This is a genomic window from Agrobacterium tumefaciens (assembly GCF_031801495.1).
GTDB lineage: Bacteria > Pseudomonadota > Alphaproteobacteria > Rhizobiales > Rhizobiaceae > Agrobacterium > Agrobacterium tumefaciens_K.
Map to the genome: position 1 here is coordinate 1,845,526 of NZ_JAOEGC010000002.1, position 18,323 is coordinate 1,863,848.

The following is an 18,323-nucleotide window of genomic DNA, read 5'->3' on the forward strand; positions in this document are numbered from 1 at the left end:
ACGAAGGCCGCTACTTCACGGCCGCATTGCCGCCATCTGCATAGAGCGCCGATCCCGCCACGAAACTGGACATGGAGCTGGCGAGGAACAACGCGGCCTGCGCCAACTCTTCTGGTTGTGCGATGCGCTTCAATGCGTGCAGGCCTGCAGCCCAGTCTTTCTGCGCCTCATCGCCTGCCATGGCGGTATCGACACCGCCAGGCAGCAGGGCGTTGGCGCGAATACCCTGTGCCGAATAATCGGCTGTAATGCCCTTCACCAGCCCCATCAGAGCAGCCTTCGCTGTGCCATAGGCAGACATGCCCGGCAGGCCGACGCTGGTTCCGACGAAACTGGAGGTAAACACAAGCGAACCACCGCCGCGTTTGAGCATCGCCGGAATCTGGCTCCGCGCCCCGAGAAATCCCGACGTGAGGTTGGCCGTCAACGTGTGGTGCCATTCCAGCGGTAAAATCTCGGCCAGCGGCTTCATTGCGCCGACCGCGCCGGCATTGTTAAACGCGACATCAAGACCACCAAAGATGTTTTCCGCAGCGTCTACGAGACGCGTATGGGTTTCCGGCAAACCGACATCGCCAGCTATCGCATGCGCGCGACCGCCACGTTCGACAATAGATTGGTAAACCGCCGCCAATGCAGCCTCGCCCCGTGCATTGATGACGACGGATGCGCCATGCTCGGCGAAAAGAAACGCAGTCGCCCGGCCTATGCCCGACGACGCGCCAGTGATGATCGCAACTTTATTGTTCAGAAGTTTCATATCCTTGCCCTCCATTGATGAGGGCAAGGAATAAGATCAGCGACAAGCGCCAGCCACCCGATTCCTGCGTGCTGACAGGATCGTCTTATTCCAGTGGAAGCGCGACGACCCGCAGGTTGCCCTGTGCATCCGCCACCATCATGTGGGCGTTCTTGCGACCTTCGGATTTCAGGCCGTTCACACGAACCAGAACGTCGCCCGGAACCTCCATGAAATCCTGGCCGACTTCCACGATCACGTCGCCCGCCTTCATACCCTTCTGTTCGGCGGTCGACCCGGCCTCGACGCTCGCGACGAGAACCCCCTCAACACTCTCGGCAATGCCTTTCTCGGTGCGCAACTCATCGCTCAGCATCACGAGGTTCATGCCGAGCACCGCCTGCGGTGCTTCGCGAACTTCCGGAGACTGGTCCTGTGCCTGACCGTCCGTACCGCCATCCTCTTCCGGGGCGATCACGCCTCCATCGCCGTCCTCGCCCTGCGGATCCTCGGCCGATGCCTTTTCGTCAGCCGTATCCTGTAGCTGACCTAGCTTGACCTTGACGGTCTGCTCCTTGCCGTCGCGCAGCACGACGACATCGACTTCCTTGCCGACCGGGCTTTCCGCAACGATACGCGGCAGATCGCGCATTTCTTGAATGTCCTTGCCGTCGAATTTCAGGACCACATCGCCCGCTTCGATCGGGCCATTTTCGACCGGTCCACCCTTGACGACGCCGGAGATCAGCGCGCCCTTGGCAGTTTCCATGCCAAGGCTTGCCGCCACGTCATCCGTAACCGGCTGGACGCGCACACCGAGCCAGCCGCGGCGCGTTTCACCAAACTCGATAAGCTGCTGCACGATGTTCTGCGCAAGTTCCGTCGGCACGGCAAACCCGATGCCGATGGAACCGCCGCTTGGCGAAATGATCGCGGTGTTGATGCCGATGACCTCGCCCTTCATGTTGAAGAGCGGTCCACCGGAATTGCCCTTGTTGATCGCCGCATCCGTCTGGATGAAGTTGTCATAGGGGCCGGCATTGATGTTTCGGCCGCGTGCGGAAATCACGCCGACCGTCAGCGATCCGCCGAGGCCGAACGGGTTCCCGATGGCCATCACCCAGTCACCGATACGCAAGCTGCGGGAATCACCGAACTTGACGGCCTTCAAGGGCGCCTTCGGCTCCACTTTCAGCACGGAAAGGTCGGTCTTCGTATCGGTGCCGACAAGTTTCGCCTTGAGCTTCGTGCCGTTCGGGAAAATCACCTCGATGGCGTCAGCACCTTCGATGACATGGTTGTTGGTCACGACATAACCGGTCGGGTCGATCACGAACCCCGAACCAAGTGAGCTGACCTTACCGCCATTGTCCGGCTTCTGATTGTCGAAATAATCCTTGAAGAATTCCTGGAACGGCGAACCTTCCGGCAGTCGTGGTGGCGTTGGTCCCTTGCCCTCGCTCTTGACGTTCTGGGACGTCGAAATGTTCACTACCGCATCGAGAAGCGGTGCTGCGAGATCTGCGACCGAATCCGGCCCGTGGCTTTGCGCTCTTGCTGCAACCGGCATGGTCAGCCCACCGGCGACGACAGCGATGCCTGCAACGGCGGCAAGGCTGCTGCGAAAGGGCGAAAGAAGGGTCAGGGCCATAAGCGTCCTCGCGTTTCAAATAAACTCGCGTTGAATATATGCTCAAAGCATAAGGCGGAATGATGAAGTGTAAAAATACCTTTTCGTGAACAGGCAAATCCTCCCTGCCCCGCAACGACAAGCCCTACAACAAACCGCTACAGGTTCAAGGGTTGCCTGGGAGAAATCCAGAACCACGCAAAAGAAAGGGCCAGTTTTCACCGGCCCTTTCAATCGCAGACGTTCCGCCGTCAGTTCGCCGGTGCGGCGGGCGCCGCGGGCGTTACAGGCGGCGTACCGTTGATGTTGTTGAAATAGCGGAAGAAGGTCGAATCCGGCGAAAGCACCAGCGTCGTACCGGTTCCGTTCAACGCCGTGGCATAGGCACCCATCGAACGATAGAACTCGAAGAAATCAGGATCGCGCTGGAATGCTTCGCCGAAGACCCTGTTGCGTTCCGCGTCGCCTTCACCGCGCAGCACTTCCGACTGACGGTTTGCATCCGACTCGAGTTCGACGACCTGACGGTCGGCGATAGCACGGCGGCGCTGTCCTTCTTCATTACCGCGGGCGCGGATGAGTTCAGCCTCGGCCAGACGTTCCGCCTTCATGCGGTCGAAGGTCTGCTGCGACACTTCCTGCGTCAGATCGGTACGGCGGATACGAACGTCGACAATGCTCAGGCCGAGCGATTCCGCATCGGGACGGAGATCGTCGCGAACGTCCTGCATCATCGATGCACGTTCATCCGACAGGGCCGCTTCGAAGCCACGCAGACCGTAGACACGGCGCAGCGAGGCATCGAGACGGGTGCGAAGACGAGATTCCGCCGACATCTGGTCGCCCGAGACGGTTTCGCGGAAGCGGCGCGCATCCGTGATGCGATACACCACGAAAGCATCGACTTCGTAGAACTTGCCGCCGGAAACCTGAACGCGGATGTTGTCGTGATCGAAACGCAGTGCGCGGTTTTCGATATACTGCACGCGGTCGGCATCCATGAAGGCGAACGGGAGCTTGAAGTAAAGACCTGGTTGGGTCTTTACATCCTGAATCTCACCGAAGCGCACGACGATGGCCTGCTGGCGCTCGTTGACGACGAAGACCGACGAATAGACGAAGAACATCAGAACGGCGAGACCGAGAAGAATGGCCGTAAAACGGTTGCTCATATCAGTTGCCTCCCTGCTGTGCTGCGCCGGTATTGCCGCGCATGATTTCGTTGAGAGGCAGATAAGGCACGACGCCCTGCTTTTCGTCGATGATGACCTTGTTGGAACCCTTCAGAACCTGTTCCATGGTTTCCAGGAACATGCGCTGGCGCGTTACATCAGGTGCGGTGCGATACTGGTCGTAGATCGACACGAAGCGCTGCGCCTCACCCTGAGCCTCGTTGACGACACGGCTCTTGTAGGCGTTCGCTTCTTCGAGGATCTGCGCGGCCTGACCGCGTGCGGCACCGAGCTTCTGGTTTGCGTACTGGTTGGCTTCCTGCACGAAGCGGTCTTCGTCCTGTTCGGCACGCTGAACTTCGTCGAAGGCGTCGGCAACTTCGCGCGGCGGGGCCGCATCTTCGATTGCCACGGCATTGATGGAAATGCCGGCGCCGTAACCATCCATGGTGGACTGGATAATGCTGCGCACGTCGGCGGCAATTGCCTGACGGTTATCGCGGAAGATATCCTGCGCCGGGCGGCGACCGACGATCTCACGCATGGCGCTTTCGGCGACCTGCTGCAAGGTTTCCGCTGGGCTGTCGACGTTGAAGAGATAGGACTTCGGATCGGAAACCGTAAACAGCACCGAGAACTGAACGTTGACGATGTTCTGGTCGCCGGTCAGCATCACGCCGCTGCTGGAGGACGAGGACGCACGGGCGCCGATGTTCTGCTGCTGCTCCGTAACCTTGACGATTTCCACCGTCTCGATGGGCCAGAGATGGAAGTGCAGGCCCGGCATCGAGACTTCATCCTTCGGACGACCGAAACGAAGTTCCACGCCCCGCTCATCCGGCTGGACGGTGTAGATGGACTGAATACCGAGGAAGACCAGAACGACGAGAGCGATGATCGCAACGACGCCGCCGTTGAAATTGCCCGGCATGACGTTCTTGAAACGATCCTGGCTGCGACGAATGATCTCTTCCAGATCCGGAGGACCACCGTTTCCACCGCCGCCACCGCGAGGCCGGTTCGGTCCCTGTCCCCACGGGCCACCGCCGCCGCCCTGATTGTTACCTCCACCGCCGCCGCCCCAAGGGCCGCCGCCGCCTCCATTTTGATTGCTCCAGGGCATCAATACCTCTTTATATAAGCCTCCCGCCTCCGTTCGAACCGGTCGCTCGCGTCCGGCGGGAATATCGACCTCGTTATAGGAAGGAGAAGCGCCCGTTTCAACGCAGAGGTGGTAACTAAATACCCACTTGGGGCAAATAGTTCACTTTGACGCAGCTCTTCGTAAATAAGTGGCAAATCTGACGGGGTAATCGTCCTTTTCCCCGGCAGGAACGGCAGTTTCTTCGACTTTCTCAAAAACCGCGAAATCGATTTCCGGGAAAAACGTATCACCTTCGAGCTCAACGCCAACATGGGTGACGGAAAGTTGATCGGCTAACGACATTGCCTGGCGATAGATCTCCCCACCACCGGCGACAAAAACCTCATCGACGCCCGCTTGCACGGCCTTGGCCTTCGCCAGCGCCAGAGCCTCTTCCAGCGACGACGCAACGTCCACACCATCCGGGCGGTAGTTGCTGTCGCGGCTGACAATGACATGCGGCCTGCCGGGCAAAGGACGCCCACCGACGGATAGAAACGTCTTGCGACCCATGATGAGCGGCTTGCCCATCGTCAACGCCTTGAAGCGCTTCAGATCCGTGGAAAGCTTCCAGGGCATGTCGAGATCACGGCCGATGACACCGTTCTCCGACACCGCGACGATGATCGTGACACGAGGTTCACTCATACTGCGATCGGTGCCTTGATGCTTGAATCGGCTTCGTAATTTTCCAGCGTAAAGTCTTCGAACTTAAAGGCGAAAAGATCCTTCACATCCGGGTTGATGCGCATCGTCGGCAATGGTTTCGGCGTGCGCGTCATCTGCAACTGGGCCTGCGCGAAGTGGTTCGAATAGATGTGCGCGTCACCCAGCGTGTGTACGAAATCTCCGGGTTTCAGCCCCGTCACCTGCGCCACCATCAATGTCAGCAGCGCATAGGACGCGATGTTGAACGGTACGCCAAGGAAGATATCCGCCGAACGCTGATAGAGCTGGCAGGACAGCTTGCCGTCCGACACATAGAACTGGAACAGGCAGTGGCAGGGCGGCAGAGCCATCTCGTCCACCAGCGCCGGGTTCCATGCCGAAACGATATGGCGACGGGAATTGGGATTGGTCTTGAGGCTTTCGATTAGAAGCGCGATCTGATCGATATGCCGACCGTCCGGCGCAGGCCATGAGCGCCACTGCGCACCGTAGACAGGACCGAGATCGCCGTTATCGTCGGCCCACTCGTCCCAGATCGTCACGCCGTTATCCTTGAGATAGGCGATATTCGTATCGCCTTTCAGGAACCAGAGCAGTTCGTGAATGATCGAGCGCAGATGCAGCTTCTTGGTGGTGAGTACGGGAAAGCCTTCCGAGAGATCGAAACGCATCTGGTACCCGAACACGGAGCGTGTGCCGGTGCCTGTGCGGTCTCCACGGTCGGAACCGGTTTCCATCACATGCCGGAGAAGGTCGAGATATTGCTTCATGCGGTCCGCCGTCGTTTCAGTCACTATACGGAATATAGTGGCAAGCGGCGGCGGAACCAACGAGAGATTGGGGTTTTTCCCCGAAAAAGCTGGGGGGCTTCAGAGCGTCTGAAGTTTGCCGAGTTCCTTGGCGACAAGATAATAGAAGGTGACGCGGGACTTGGAGCGATCCGCCGACATGGCTTTCGCCGCAGACGCGATTGCCTGATCGGCGCTGTCATCCGTCACGCCGAGCTTCTTGCCGCACCAGCTTGCCTTCACGCGCGCAAGCTCATCCGGATCGGAAGCGGACACAAGCGAGGAGTCCCGGTTGCGCAAGGCAATGCCGAGATGCTTGACGATCTTGCCCACGACAGCCTCGTCGGCCAAGGCGTCGTATTTTTTCACATCTGCGAAGTAGTCAGTCATGTCTGCTCCTTGTGTGCCCCGGCCCGGTGTTTCTTGAAGCGACCGGTTGCGGGAAGAATGTGCCAGCAATTTCTTCGCGTCAAGGATGCGCTGGAGCAGAGCGAATGATAAAAGCCTTCACCGATTTGTCACGTTCCCTCTTTTCTCGCGCCTCGGAAACCCCTATATGAGCCGTGCCGGGATTTATCCCGGCTATGGCGATAAACGGTCGGTGTAATAAACCTATTGGACCCGGGGGCGGTACCCGGCGCCTCCACCAAAAACCGGCGGACCTTTTGCAAGGCCGGCTTTTGATGGGGGCGAAATAGGATCGACAAGGGCGTAAAGATCGAACTTTTGCTCGGCATGATACCGCCGTTATCGGGTCACAAGTGTAGTTGCAAACGACAACAACGCTAAGGAATACGCTCTCGCTGCCTAATGGCGGTGCGGGAATTCCGCTCTAAAGCCCTTACGGTTAGCCCCGTAAGGCGGGGTTCGGAGGTACCTGGCAACAGAAACCTCCACCTTCTCCATTTTGCCGGAATTCGTTTTATGATAGCTGAGACGCATGCGGCTTCGGCTTTTCCGTTGCTGCGCTTTAAGACATTGCGTATACTTGGTTAAAAGACGTTCGAATAAGGAAAGACAGGACCGCATGGGGCAGGATCATATCCGTTACGACATTCTCGCACAGGATGCCCTTCGCGGCGTTATTCGCAAGGTATTGAGTGAGGTTGCCGCAACCGGCCGCCTTCCCGGCGACCACCACTTCTTCATCACCTTCCTGACGGGTGCGCCCGGTGTGCGCATCTCCCAGCATCTCAAGGCGAAATACGCCGAACAGATGACAATCGTCATCCAGCACCAGTTCTGGGACCTGAAGGTGACGGAAACCGGCTTCGAGATCGGTCTTTCCTTCTCGGACACGCCGGAAAAGCTCGTTATTCCTTACAACGCCATCCGCGGTTTCTACGATCCGTCCGTCAACTTCGAGCTGGAGTTCGACGTACCGCTGTCCGACGAGGAAGAGGTGGAAGAGGCCGAGATCACCGCTTACCCCGTTTCCCACGAGGCGAAGCCCGCAGCGTCTGCCGAAGCACCGAAGGCCGGTGAGGAAAAGAAGGAAGGCTCCGTCGTCTCCCTCGATGCATTCCGCAAGAAACAGTAAGCAGTTCGCGTGAACTGACGAACAGAATTCAAGGAGAGATATCCGCATGGCTGCCGATATCGTCAATCTGCGTCAGTTTCGGAAACAGAAAGCGCGAAGTGAAAAAGACAGGCGGGCGGAACAGAACCGTCTGTCTTTCGGTCGCACGAAGGCCGAGAAAAATCTGACATCCGCCCTCAACGACAAGGCAGAAAAGACGCTCGACCAAGGGCGTCTTGAAAAGCCCGATGATGCGCCGAACAAGGGCTGACGCTCCGCAACCGCACCGGCAACACCCCCGGAAAAGAATCGTCAAACAGGGACTTGCGGAGAAAACATGATCCAGATTTCGAACCGGAAAAGTGTACACCGGAGGCAAATCTGATGATCCGCAAACATTCCGCGACATTGCATGGTCATCGTACAAGCATTTCCCTTGAAGATGCATTCTGGGATGAGCTCAAGATCATCGCCGAGAAACGCAAGATCAGCTTTGCGACCCTTCTGGCGGAAATCGACGACAACCGTCCCGCCGACAGCAACCTGTCTTCGTCCCTGCGCGTCTTCGTGCTGAACTGGCTGAAGGGTACCTGAAACGCTTCGCGTGCACTATAATTCAATTCTGCCGAAAACTCGTAATGCCGTGAAAGCATTCCTTAATCATTCACGGTCTAATTTGCGCTGCAAGGCATTTTTGGTATTGCGTAGCCTTGTTCCGATAGCTGTTCCGGCACCCCGTCTCCCGAATGAAACCATCGTTTCCGGAACAGGTGCGACGGCAAACCTCCCCGATGATACCAATCCGATAATTCCGAAAAACAATCGACGCACGGCCGACAGGCGTCTGGCGCGCTTGAACCGTGTTGTACCGTACTTGCGCTGTCGCCCTTCAAGGCGTCGCAGCGCCCCCATCCGGTGGAGCCAGTTGCCTGATGGCATTTTCGGTCGGTGGAACAGTCAGCACCGGCGCTGATTGCCGCTCAGGCACGGGCTGCTGTTGCTCTTGCTGCTGCAAGCGTTCCTGCTGTTCCTTCTCCTGACGAAGCCGTTCCTCCGCCTGTGCTTTCAGGCGCGCTTCTTCCTCTGCCTTCGCTTTCGCTTCAGCCTCGGCGCGCTCCTTGGCTGCCTGCCGTTCCGCAGCCTGAAAACGGTAGAGCGCAACCTCGCGGCGCAGGCGCTGTTTCTCAAGCACGCTCGCCTGCATGGCTTCGACGCGCCGTCTTTCCCGCTCGAAGGCCCGAAGCGACAGATAGCCTGTCAGGCCGGATACGTCCGTCGTCAGCGCCGGCGCAGCAAGAGGTCCATTGTAGTCCAGCCGAAGCGAGGGATCGGCACCGGCAAGCGTTTCCGTGCCTGCATTGAAAAGAAGATCGAGATCGCCTTTCAACGTCGCTCTCGCAAGATCGATCGATGCCTCGGCGGAAAGCATCACCTGCGGCTGCTCCACACGCAGGTTTTTGAAATGAACGGCGCCACCGCTCAGCGAAAACGGCAGGGAAACATCACCGAGCGGAATATCGCCCTGCCACAGGTTCTGGTCGACAAGCGGACGAACCTTCGCCGCATCGATCGGCGGCTGCAGCGCATCGGCGGCTTGCAGGATCGGCTGGAAGGCAGCCGGATTAAGTCCCTTCAAAACAAGTCCGCCAGTGCGAATTTCACCGGATCCTCCAGCAGATCTGAGAATTTCGCTGACGCTCTTGCCAGTGGATTCGGCCGTGAAGTCGAGGGCCACGCGACCGGTTGCAACCGGTCCGTTCGCATTTGCCCAGAGAACGGATTGAGGATCGGCGTCCGAAAGCGCGATCTTGGTGCGGAAAATGCCAGCACCTTCGCCTGTCGACATGGCCAGACGCCCGGAAATCTTCCCTCCCAGGAAAGCACCGGACATATCATCGATGGAGAACGTACCGGCCTTTTGCGCAAGATTTGCGGAAAAACTCGTAATCGTTCCGAATGGCCCAGTCTCGAAGCTTTCCGCTTTGAATGAAACAGCGGCATCGAGCCCCGGAAACGCCGCCATGGCCAGCGTTTTCGCATTCAACGCGCCAGTCTCGGGATCGATCACCGGACCGTAAACGGCATCACCGAACCAGGCAATATCGGCGGTCCTGACGGAAAGATCGCCCGTGACGGAATACGGCGCCGCCCTTTGCAGGGTCAGATTGCCGGAAACAGGATTGCCACCCGCCTGCCCGTTGATAGCGGACAGCGCGATCTTTTCCGGGTCGATTGCGACTTTCGCGCCCGCTTTCAGCGCCATGCCCCCGCCAAGCTGGGGAAGGCCGACGGCGTTCATGATGAGATAGGGCTCGATATCGGCGCTCTCCAGCGCAACATCGGCCTCACCGCTGCCAAAATCGGCTGCTCCGAGTGCCAGCGATCCGTTGAGCGAAAAATGCGTCCGCTCCGTCGAAAAACGGATATCGGTCTGCGCAGCGGAACCGAGTGTGCCGTTGAGCTTGACGGAAAGAAGCCCCTCCCCGTCCGCATCGAATGGCAACGGATCAAGCCCGGCCTGTCCGAACAGGATCGCGGTGGACTGGTTCTTGAGAACCGCTTCCAGTGTCATCGCCGTGTCGTCGGTGATCGACAGGAAATCCGGCATCTTGGCGACCGCCGAAAGCCTGCTGCCATTGACCGTGCCGGACACGGCAACGTTCGCGCCACCATTTTCGCTGTTGACCGAAACATCGACTGCAAGATCGGAATTGGCGTACCAGGATGCGCTGGCCGCAAGGCGGTTCAGCAAGGGGTGGTGCGGCAGCTTCTGTTGCAGCATCGCGAAGAACGGCTGCATGTCCGCCGCGCGCAGATTGATCGTTCCCTTGCCGGCATATTTCAGCAGCGAACCCTGCAATTCGCCCCGCGCCCGAACCTCGGCACCGGCAACATCGCCCGCAGTCAGGTTGTCCAGCGAAAGCACGCCACCCGCCAGCGTAAATGCCGTCTGCACGTGGCTTGCCGCGACACCCGCCATGGTGAAACGATCCGCCTTGAATTTCGCCTCGATGCGATGATCGAGCACCGAACCTCCCACCTGGTCGCCAAGAACGAGACTTCCAAGCGCTCTTAGCGCATCGACGTCGATCTCGTTGCCGGACAGGTCGATTGCGAGGTTCTGGGCTTTGCCATCCGAACTGCGATCCAGTTCGCCCTTGAGGGAGGCGTCACCGATGGCAAGCTCGAGATTGGCAAATCGCTGATGTAGCGTTGTGAGGGAAACGTCTGCAGAAAAGCCCGCCGCATTCAGCTGGCGGATTGCCGGATCGACGGAACCTGAAAGCCAGTTGGCCAGCCCCGACGGCTGGTTTGACGCGACAAGCAGATTGCCGTTGAAGGCAGGACCGCCTGAAAGCGTCAGCAAGCCCTTTGCTTCAAGCTGGGTGCGTCCGGGCAGCGTCGCAACGGCATTGACCACCTGCCAGCCGCTTCCTTCGGGTCGGACATCAAGGCGGATATCGCGAATGGTCGTGTCGTCGGATACCAGCGCCGGAAGCCGGATGCTCGCCTTGCCGGGCACAGGTGGCACGGGTATGCGCGCCACCATAGCCGCAAACGCTTCTATGCGCTGACGAACCGACGTCGCGGGCATACGGGACGTTTTGCCGGATTGGACGGCAGTCGGCGCAAACCGCTCCACATCGATCTGCTGTCCATCTGCCGTCAGCAGGAATTCCGGCTTGGAACCGGTATCGAGCGTTGCCTCGCCCGTCACGATGTAGGGATTGTCACTGCCGCCAAGCTCCATGCGGTAACTCGGGATGCGAACGCTTTCGTTCGTCAGCTCGAAGTTGCCGCGCGTGCGCGGAGCGGAGAAGATCGACTGGGCCGCCTGCTGTTTCTGCTTGTCGTCCTGACGGAACAGGAAAGAGAACGAACCGCTATAGACCGGCTTACCCAGAGCGGCGGAAACAATGCCATCGAGATCGATTTCGACCGGATGATCGTTCGGCATGATGCGAACGCGCAGGCCCATGCGCCCGGCCGCATAGTCCGGCTCGCTGCTCGACAACGAAAACGATCCGGAATTGCCGTCAACCGTCGCGTTGCCTTCGGCTTTCCACGGGCCAACCAGCGAACTCGCCGACATGTCGGCATTCAGGCCGGTGACGACGCGATTCCGGCCGGACTGTTCATCGATGAACTCTATCTGTCCGCCTTCGATCTGTACGCTTTCCAGAACGACGGTTCGCGCCGGAATTGAAGCCCGGCTGCCACGCATCCAGTCCAGCGTTCCATCCTTCAGAAGCCGGATGCGGGCTTTCGGTTCCTCGATACGCATATCGAAGATACGCGCTTCTCCGGACAGGAAAGGCGCCAGCTCGGCGTCCATCGAAAAACGGGCGATCTGGATAAGGGGCGATCCGTCGGCATCCGTTCCCGCCCGCACGTCATGCAGCGTCACGGATGGAAACGGCAGAAGCCGCGCCTCTACCGGACCATGAACGACAACTTTCTTGCCGACGATGCGGCTTGCCTGATCCTCGAAATCGCGCCGGAAATCCGTCCAGTCGATGAAATAGGGAATGAGCAGCGCCGAAAACAACGCCACAACAAGCAGTCCGCCCAGGAAAACCAGAATGCGTCCGAGCACTTGACCTGCATCTCCCTTCGCGATGCTGAAAATCTATTGCCTTCTGCCTTAACGGCAATCAGCCTTTTGTACCAATCAAATATGATACTGTTCAGGAAAGCCGAAAAAGTTTACCGGGATTGAAGATATTGTCGGGATCAAGCGACATTTTGATGGCACGCATGACATCAAGCGCATTACCCGCCTCTTCGGCAAGAAAGCTCATCTTGCCCTGCCCCACGCCATGTTCACCTGTGCAGGTCCCGTCCATGGCGATGGCCCGGCGGTTCAGCCGCGCAACGAATGCTTCCGTCTTGGCAACGCTCTCGGCATCCTTGCCATCGAAAAGAACGAGGACGTGGAAGTTGCCGTCGCCCGCATGACCGACGATCGGCGCCAGCATCCCGTTTTCAGCGATATCACGCTGCGTTTCCACTACGCAGTCGGCAAGCCGTGAAATCGGCACGCAGACATCGGTCGAAAGGCCGTCGAGATGCGGTGCAAGCGCCCGCGATGCCCAATAAGCGTCGTGGCGGGCCTTCCACAGCTTGTTGCGCTCGGCCGCATCGCTCGTCCATTTGAAATCGGTGCCGCCGAATTCGGCAGCGATCTCGGCGAACTGCTGAGACTGCAATGCAGCCGTTTCTTCCGTACCGTGAAATTCCAGGAACAGGGTCGGCTTTTCCTGATAATTCAGCCCGGAGTAAGCGTTGCAAGCCCGCACCTGCACCTCATCCAGAAGTTCGATCCGGGCGACCGGAATACCCATCTGGATCGTCATGATGACCGCGTCGCAGGCCGCCTTGATCGTATCGAATGTGCAGACACCACCCGCGATCTTTTCCGGAATGCCCTGCAGACGAAGCGTGATCGAGGTCAGAACGCCAAGCGTTCCTTCGGCGCCAACGAAAAGCCGTGTCAGGTCATAACCGGCGGAAGATTTACGGGCACGTCGCGCCGTGCGGATTTCCTCACCATTTGCCACGACAGCGGTAACGGCCAAGACATTGTCCTTCATGGTGCCGTAACGCACCGCGTTGGTGCCGGAAGCACGGGTCGAGGCCATGCCGCCGATGGAGGCATTCGCACCCGGATCGATCGGAAAGAACAGGCCCGTATCGCGTAGATAGGTATTCAGGTCTTCACGCGTCACACCCGGCTCGACGGTCACATCGAGGTCTTCGGCATTCACCGCAAGAATACGGTTCATCCTGCTGAAATCGATGGAAATACCGCCGTTCGGAGCATTGACCTGACCCTCCAGCGAAGATCCGGTTCCAAAGGGGATGACAGGCACCTTGTATTCGGCGCAAACTTTGACGACGGCTTTCACGTCGTCGGCATTCTCGGCAAAAACCACACCATCTGGTGCCTGCAGTGTCAGATAGGTCGTGGTATGGCCATGCTGCTCACGGAATGACTGCCCGGTCTGGATCTTGTCGCCAAGCTGCTGCTTGAGGATGCCAAGCACGGCGGCGATACCGTCTTCATTCCGTTTCCCCGCCACCACATCCTTCAAAGCCATCGCTGAATCTCCGCCATAACATCTGCGCGTAACGGACTCAGTCCGTTAACGAATTTCGACAGGTGGTATGGGATACGCTCACGGCTTTGTCCAGCATCGCAACGATTGCCGGAAAGGAATTTCCGGCAATCGTTTTCTATTCGGCGGCGAGCAGAGGCTTGTCTTCCTCCAGCGCCTTTCGGCGTGCAGCCATTTCCAGTTCGCGGTGCAGGCGCACTTCTTCGTCGGCCTGGGGCTTGGCGAAGCGTGCGATCAGCAGATAGGAAACCGGCGTGATGTAAAGCGTCACAAGCGTTGCGAAACCGAGACCGCCGACGATGACCCAGCCGAGGGCGATGCGCGCTTCCGCGCCCGCTCCCTGCGCCAGCACCAGCGGTACACCGCCGAGGATGGTGGCGATCATCGTCATCATCACCGGACGCAGACGGATGCTGCAAGCTTGCTCGATTGCCTCGCGGACACTCGCCCCCTGATCGCGCAGGTGATTGGCGAATTCCACGATCAGAATCCCGTTCTTGGCCATGACCCCGACCAGAAGCACAAGCCCGATCTGGCTATAAACGTTGAGGCTAGAGCCGGTGACCAGCAGTGCGATCACGGCACAGGCAAGACCAAGCGGCACCGTCGACATTATGATGATCGAACTCAGTACACTTTCGAACTGCGCCGCCAGAACGAGGAAGATGATGGCGATCGCAAACCCGAAGGTCAGCAGCATGCCGCTGGAATTCTCCTCCAGCGTCGCCGCCTCGCCGAGTGGCAGCAGGCGTGCGCCGGTCGGCATGATCGACTGCGACAACTCGTTGACCTTGGCAACGGCCTCGCCGAGCGACACTCCGTCCCTGAGGTTGGCCGTGAAGCCGACGGACGCGAGCTGCTGTTCGCGATTGAGCTGTGGTGCAACCGCATTTTCCTTGAGCGTTGCGATCACCGACATCGGAACGATCTTGCCGTCACCCGTCTTCAGGAAGACGTTTTCGAGATCGGTAGGATCGTTGATCGGCCGGGTGGAGGACAGAAGACGCACGGGGATAGCATCGCCATCAACGAACACATCGACAATCGAGCGACCTTCCAGCAGCGACTGCATGGAACGCGACAGGCCGGTGATATCAATACCGAGATCGGAAGCGCGCTCGCGGTCGATGGAGACGGAAAGCTGCGCCTGATTGGGCTCGGTGTCGAAACGGGGTGTATCGAACAACCCGCTTTCCTCCATGGAAAGAAGCAGCTTCTGAGTCGCTTCGGTCAGTGCCGGATAGTTGCTGCCCACCATGGCCATCTGCAGGCCATTGCCGGCACCGCGAATGCGAAGGCTGTTCGGCTGCATGACGTTGCCACGCAACGCAGGTACCCGGTTGGCCGCCGATGTGACATCCGCAGCAATCTGGTTCTGCGTCCGCTCTCGATCAGCCCACGGCGCAAGTGTGAGAACCATGAAGCCGCTATTGGACGAGCCATTCATGCCGGTGATGGAATAGATGTTGCGGATTTCTCCACTGTCGCGAAGCGGCTGAAGGCTTTCCTCGATGCGCTGCAACTGATCACGCGTGTATTCCAGGCTGACGCCCTGCGGCGCAGTCACGCGCATCATGATCGACGAGCGGTCTTCGCGGGGCGTCAGTTCGTTCTGGATCATGCCGAATGCAATCCAGGACAAACCGGAAAAACCAAGTGCAACGACAATAACCACAAGCGGATTGTTGAGGCATGACGAAAGCGTTGCCTTGTAGGTCGAGGAGAACACATTGCCGAACCAGGCAAGCGGGCCGGTCGGCTCCTTCATCCCATGCTTCAACATGCGCGAGGCGAGCATAGGGCACAATGTCAGCGCCACGATGGACGAAAGGCCGACGGCAAAGGCAAGCACGAAGCCGAATTCGCGGAACAGACCGCCAAGCTGCCCGGGCAGGAACGACAGCGGAATAAAGACGGCCGCCAGCGTCGCCGTCGTTGCAATAACGGCGAAGAACACTTCCTGCGTACCGAGTACAGCCGCAGCACGCGGTCCCATGCCTTCCGCACGGCGACGCACGATGTTCTCCAGAACCACGATGGCGTCGTCCACGACAAGACCCGTCGCCAGCACGATGGCAAGCAAGGTCAGGATATTGATCGAGAACCCGACCATATAGATCGCGACGAGCGTTCCGATCAGCGCAACCGGCATGGTGATCGCGGGAATGAGCGTCGCACGCCAGTCGCGCAGGAAGAGATAAAGGACCACAACGACGATGAGGGCGGAAAGACCGAGTGCCAGCTCGACCTCGTGCAAAGCCCCTTCGATGAAAACGGCGTCGTCGCTGGTCACGACCACACGAGTACCCTCGGGAAGGTTCGGGGCCATGGCGTCGACCGCGGCCTTTACACCGGTCGAAATATTCAGGGTGTTGGACTGCGCCTGGCGAATGACACCAAGACCGACGCCCTGCACGCTGTTGGAACGCAGCGATGTGGATTCGTCGTCGGCGCCGAGCATGACGGTCGCCACGTCACGAAGACGGATATTGTCCTTGATAAGGAGATTGGAGAAATCCTCTGGCTTCGTCAGGCTTGCCGTGGCGCGTACGACGATATCCTGCGTCGTGCTTTTCAGCGATCCGGCCGGAACGTCCAGAGCCGCGCTCGCAAGCGCATTGGAAACATCCGTCACCGTCAGACCGCGACCGGCAAGTGCGGCCTGGTTGAGATCGACGCGGAAGACTTTTTCCTGATCACCGTAAAGCTCGACGTCCGCCACGCCATCCACGGAGGCCAACCGATCGATGATCTCGTCGTCCACCAGCTTTGTCAGGTCTTCCATGCTCAGCGACGATGACGTGACCGCAAGGCGCATGATCGGCTGGCTATCGGAATCCGCCTTGATGATCTGGGGCTCGTCGGCGTCATCGGGCAACTGGTTCGTCACACGGCCAATCGCATCGCGTACGTCGTTCGCGGCAACCGCCAGATCGACATTATCGCCAAACTCGAGCGTCACGCGGCTGGTGCCGAACTGCGACTGGGACGAAATCGTCTTCACGCCGCTGACGCGGGCAACAGCACCCTCGATCGTCTGTGTCACTTCCTGATCGATCGTTTCCGGCGCGGCACCGTCATAGGTCGTACGAACGCTGATCACCGGCCGGTCCACGTCCGGCAGTTCACGTACTTCCACGCCCACCAGCGCCGCAAGCCCCGCGACGACCAGAAGCGTGTTCAGAACCGCAGCGAGAATGGGACGGCGGACAAAAAGCGCCGTGAAAGCGAGTTTCGAATCCTGACCTGACGGCGTTTGTGCTGTCATTGGCTGGCAACCTCCGCCGGTTTTTCGTTGGAAACACGGACCGCGCCGCCTTCACGGACACGCTGCAGACCCTCGATGACCACCGGTTCGCCCTGCGCCAGCTCACCCCTCACCAGAACCGCGTCGGGATTGCGCTGTACGATCTGCACACGCACCTTGGACGATTTCTTATCCGCGACGCGCCAGACATAGGAGCCTTCCGCATCCCATTGGACAGCAAGCGGATCGACCGACGCGTATGTCTCACCCGTAAAGCGCATGGTCACGCCAAACGACATGCCCGCGCGCAGCTCATCCTTTGCGTTGTCGAGTCGGGCACGGACGCGGATGGTGCGACTGGCCTCATCCACACGGTTATCGACGGCCTCGATCTCACCCTTGAAGGTTTCACCCGGACGCGAAATCGACGTCGCTTCGACCGGCATCCCGGCACTGATCGCGGTCGTGAAGCGCTCGGGCGCCCAGAAATTCACGAAAATCTTCGAGCGGTCATCGATACTGACGACGCTCGACTGGGTTGTGACGTTATCGCCGATGTTGACCGCCACGATCCCGGCTATGCCGTCGATGGGCGCCACGATATCGCGACGCTTGAGGTTCAGCTCCGCAGTGCTGAGCGCAAGCTTTGCAGCCTCTTCCGCAATCTGCGCATCGAAGACATCGAGACGCGAAACCGACTTCAGGTTCTTGTAGGAACTGGATTTTTCAATCGCGCTTCGCAACGCGACCTGCGCCTTGTCGCGTTCGATGATCTGTTCGTCGTCGTCCAGTCTCGCGAGCACCTGCCCCTTTTTGACCTTCGCACCCGAAGAAATGAGAATTTCAGCGATCGTACCGGAGGTCTGCGGCATGACGACGACAGACTGGATCGCCTCACCGTTACCGATGGCATTCAGCCTGTCATTGACAGTCCCCTGCTTGACGGGAGCCGTCGCCACGAGCGTCGCGTTACCGCCGCTCCGGGCAGGTTTCGCAGCCTGACCGCCAGACGTTGGCTGCGCGACCTCAACCGCGGCAGTTTTCTCAGTAGCCAGACCGAGACTTGCGAGCACATTCCGGGCGTCGGGCGACAAAAAAGCCCACGAACAGAGCCCCGCCCCAACGACGGCAGCACTGACACCCACCTGTTTCCAGACCCGCATACATATCTCCGATTGATCCGCGCAGCAAAATGCATTCCCATTGACGACAGCCACCGGGATTGCTTGCAGTATTCCCACTCGCCGCCAGCAAGGCAACGCACAAATACGTTCCTTACGTAATTGTAATCTGACT

14 protein-coding genes and 1 other RNA gene are annotated in these 18,323 nt (G+C 59.0%); 4 read left to right on the plus strand and 11 right to left on the minus strand.

Annotated elements, in window-relative coordinates:
- Positions 1-10 precede the first annotated feature (10 nt).
- The 7 genes from N7578_RS18455 to N7578_RS18485 form a co-directional block, all read right to left on the minus strand.
- Positions 11-760 carry an SDR family oxidoreductase gene (locus N7578_RS18455; RefSeq protein ID WP_311111685.1) on the minus strand — a complete coding sequence of 250 codons (750 nt, stop codon included), beginning with the start codon at positions 758-760 and terminating at the stop codon, positions 11-13.
- A gap of 85 nt (positions 761-845) precedes the next feature.
- Positions 846-2,390, minus strand: a complete 1,545-nt coding sequence (locus tag N7578_RS18460) for a Do family serine endopeptidase (RefSeq protein ID WP_311111686.1) — start codon at positions 2,388-2,390, stop codon at positions 846-848.
- 230 nt (positions 2,391-2,620) lie between these two features.
- A complete protein-coding gene (locus N7578_RS18465; protein ID WP_311111687.1) occupies positions 2,621-3,541 on the minus strand; it encodes a protease modulator HflC in 921 nt (306 codons plus the stop codon).
- 1 nt (position 3,542) lies between these two features.
- Positions 3,543-4,664: an FtsH protease activity modulator HflK gene (gene hflK / locus N7578_RS18470; protein ID WP_311111688.1), complete on the minus strand. Its 1,122-nt coding sequence runs from the start codon at positions 4,662-4,664 to the stop codon at positions 3,543-3,545.
- A gap of 141 nt (positions 4,665-4,805) precedes the next feature.
- Positions 4,806-5,333 carry a dihydrofolate reductase gene (locus N7578_RS18475; RefSeq protein ID WP_311111689.1) on the minus strand — a complete coding sequence of 176 codons (528 nt, stop codon included), beginning with the start codon at positions 5,331-5,333 and terminating at the stop codon, positions 4,806-4,808.
- Positions 5,330-6,124 carry a thymidylate synthase gene (locus N7578_RS18480; protein WP_311111690.1) on the minus strand — a complete coding sequence of 265 codons (795 nt, stop codon included), beginning with the start codon at positions 6,122-6,124 and terminating at the stop codon, positions 5,330-5,332. Before N7578_RS18480 ends, N7578_RS18475 begins: the two co-directional genes overlap by 4 nt.
- Before the next feature lie 99 nt (positions 6,125-6,223).
- Positions 6,224-6,532: a DUF2853 family protein gene (locus tag N7578_RS18485; protein ID WP_311111691.1), complete on the minus strand. Its 309-nt coding sequence runs from the start codon at positions 6,530-6,532 to the stop codon at positions 6,224-6,226.
- A gap of 136 nt (positions 6,533-6,668) precedes the next feature.
- Here N7578_RS18485 and ssrA point away from each other — a divergent pair.
- From ssrA to N7578_RS18505, 4 genes are all read left to right on the plus strand, one after another.
- Positions 6,669-7,040: a transfer-messenger RNA gene (gene ssrA / locus N7578_RS18490) on the plus strand.
- A 129-nt stretch (positions 7,041-7,169) separates the two neighbouring features.
- Positions 7,170-7,682 (plus strand): SspB family protein, encoded by a 513-nt coding sequence (locus N7578_RS18495; protein WP_311111692.1) that lies wholly within the window; start codon positions 7,170-7,172, stop codon positions 7,680-7,682.
- A 46-nt stretch (positions 7,683-7,728) separates the two neighbouring features.
- Positions 7,729-7,932, plus strand: a complete 204-nt coding sequence (locus N7578_RS18500; RefSeq protein ID WP_311111693.1) for a DUF4169 family protein — start codon at positions 7,729-7,731, stop codon at positions 7,930-7,932.
- A 113-nt stretch (positions 7,933-8,045) separates the two neighbouring features.
- On the plus strand, positions 8,046-8,255 hold the full coding sequence (locus tag N7578_RS18505) for a ribbon-helix-helix domain-containing protein (protein WP_311111694.1): 210 nt from the start codon (positions 8,046-8,048) through the stop codon (positions 8,253-8,255).
- 295 nt (positions 8,256-8,550) lie between these two features.
- Here the strand turns inward: N7578_RS18505 and N7578_RS18510 are convergent, their stop codons facing one another.
- From N7578_RS18510 to N7578_RS18525, 4 genes are all read right to left on the minus strand, one after another.
- Positions 8,551-12,258: an AsmA-like C-terminal region-containing protein gene (locus N7578_RS18510; protein ID WP_311111695.1), complete on the minus strand. Its 3,708-nt coding sequence runs from the start codon at positions 12,256-12,258 to the stop codon at positions 8,551-8,553.
- A gap of 91 nt (positions 12,259-12,349) precedes the next feature.
- Positions 12,350-13,762: an FAD-linked oxidase C-terminal domain-containing protein gene (locus tag N7578_RS18515; protein WP_311111696.1), complete on the minus strand. Its 1,413-nt coding sequence runs from the start codon at positions 13,760-13,762 to the stop codon at positions 12,350-12,352.
- Positions 13,763-13,898: 136 nt separating this feature from the next.
- The gene (locus tag N7578_RS18520; protein ID WP_311111697.1) at positions 13,899-17,048 is read right to left on the minus strand and encodes an efflux RND transporter permease subunit; all 3,150 of its coding nucleotides are present in this window, start codon (positions 17,046-17,048) and stop codon (positions 13,899-13,901) included.
- Positions 17,045-18,190, minus strand: coding sequence for an efflux RND transporter periplasmic adaptor subunit (locus N7578_RS18525; RefSeq protein ID WP_311111698.1), 1,146 nt, complete (start codon positions 18,188-18,190; stop codon positions 17,045-17,047). Before N7578_RS18525 ends, N7578_RS18520 begins: the two co-directional genes overlap by 4 nt.
- Between the last annotated feature and the right edge of the window lie 133 nt (positions 18,191-18,323).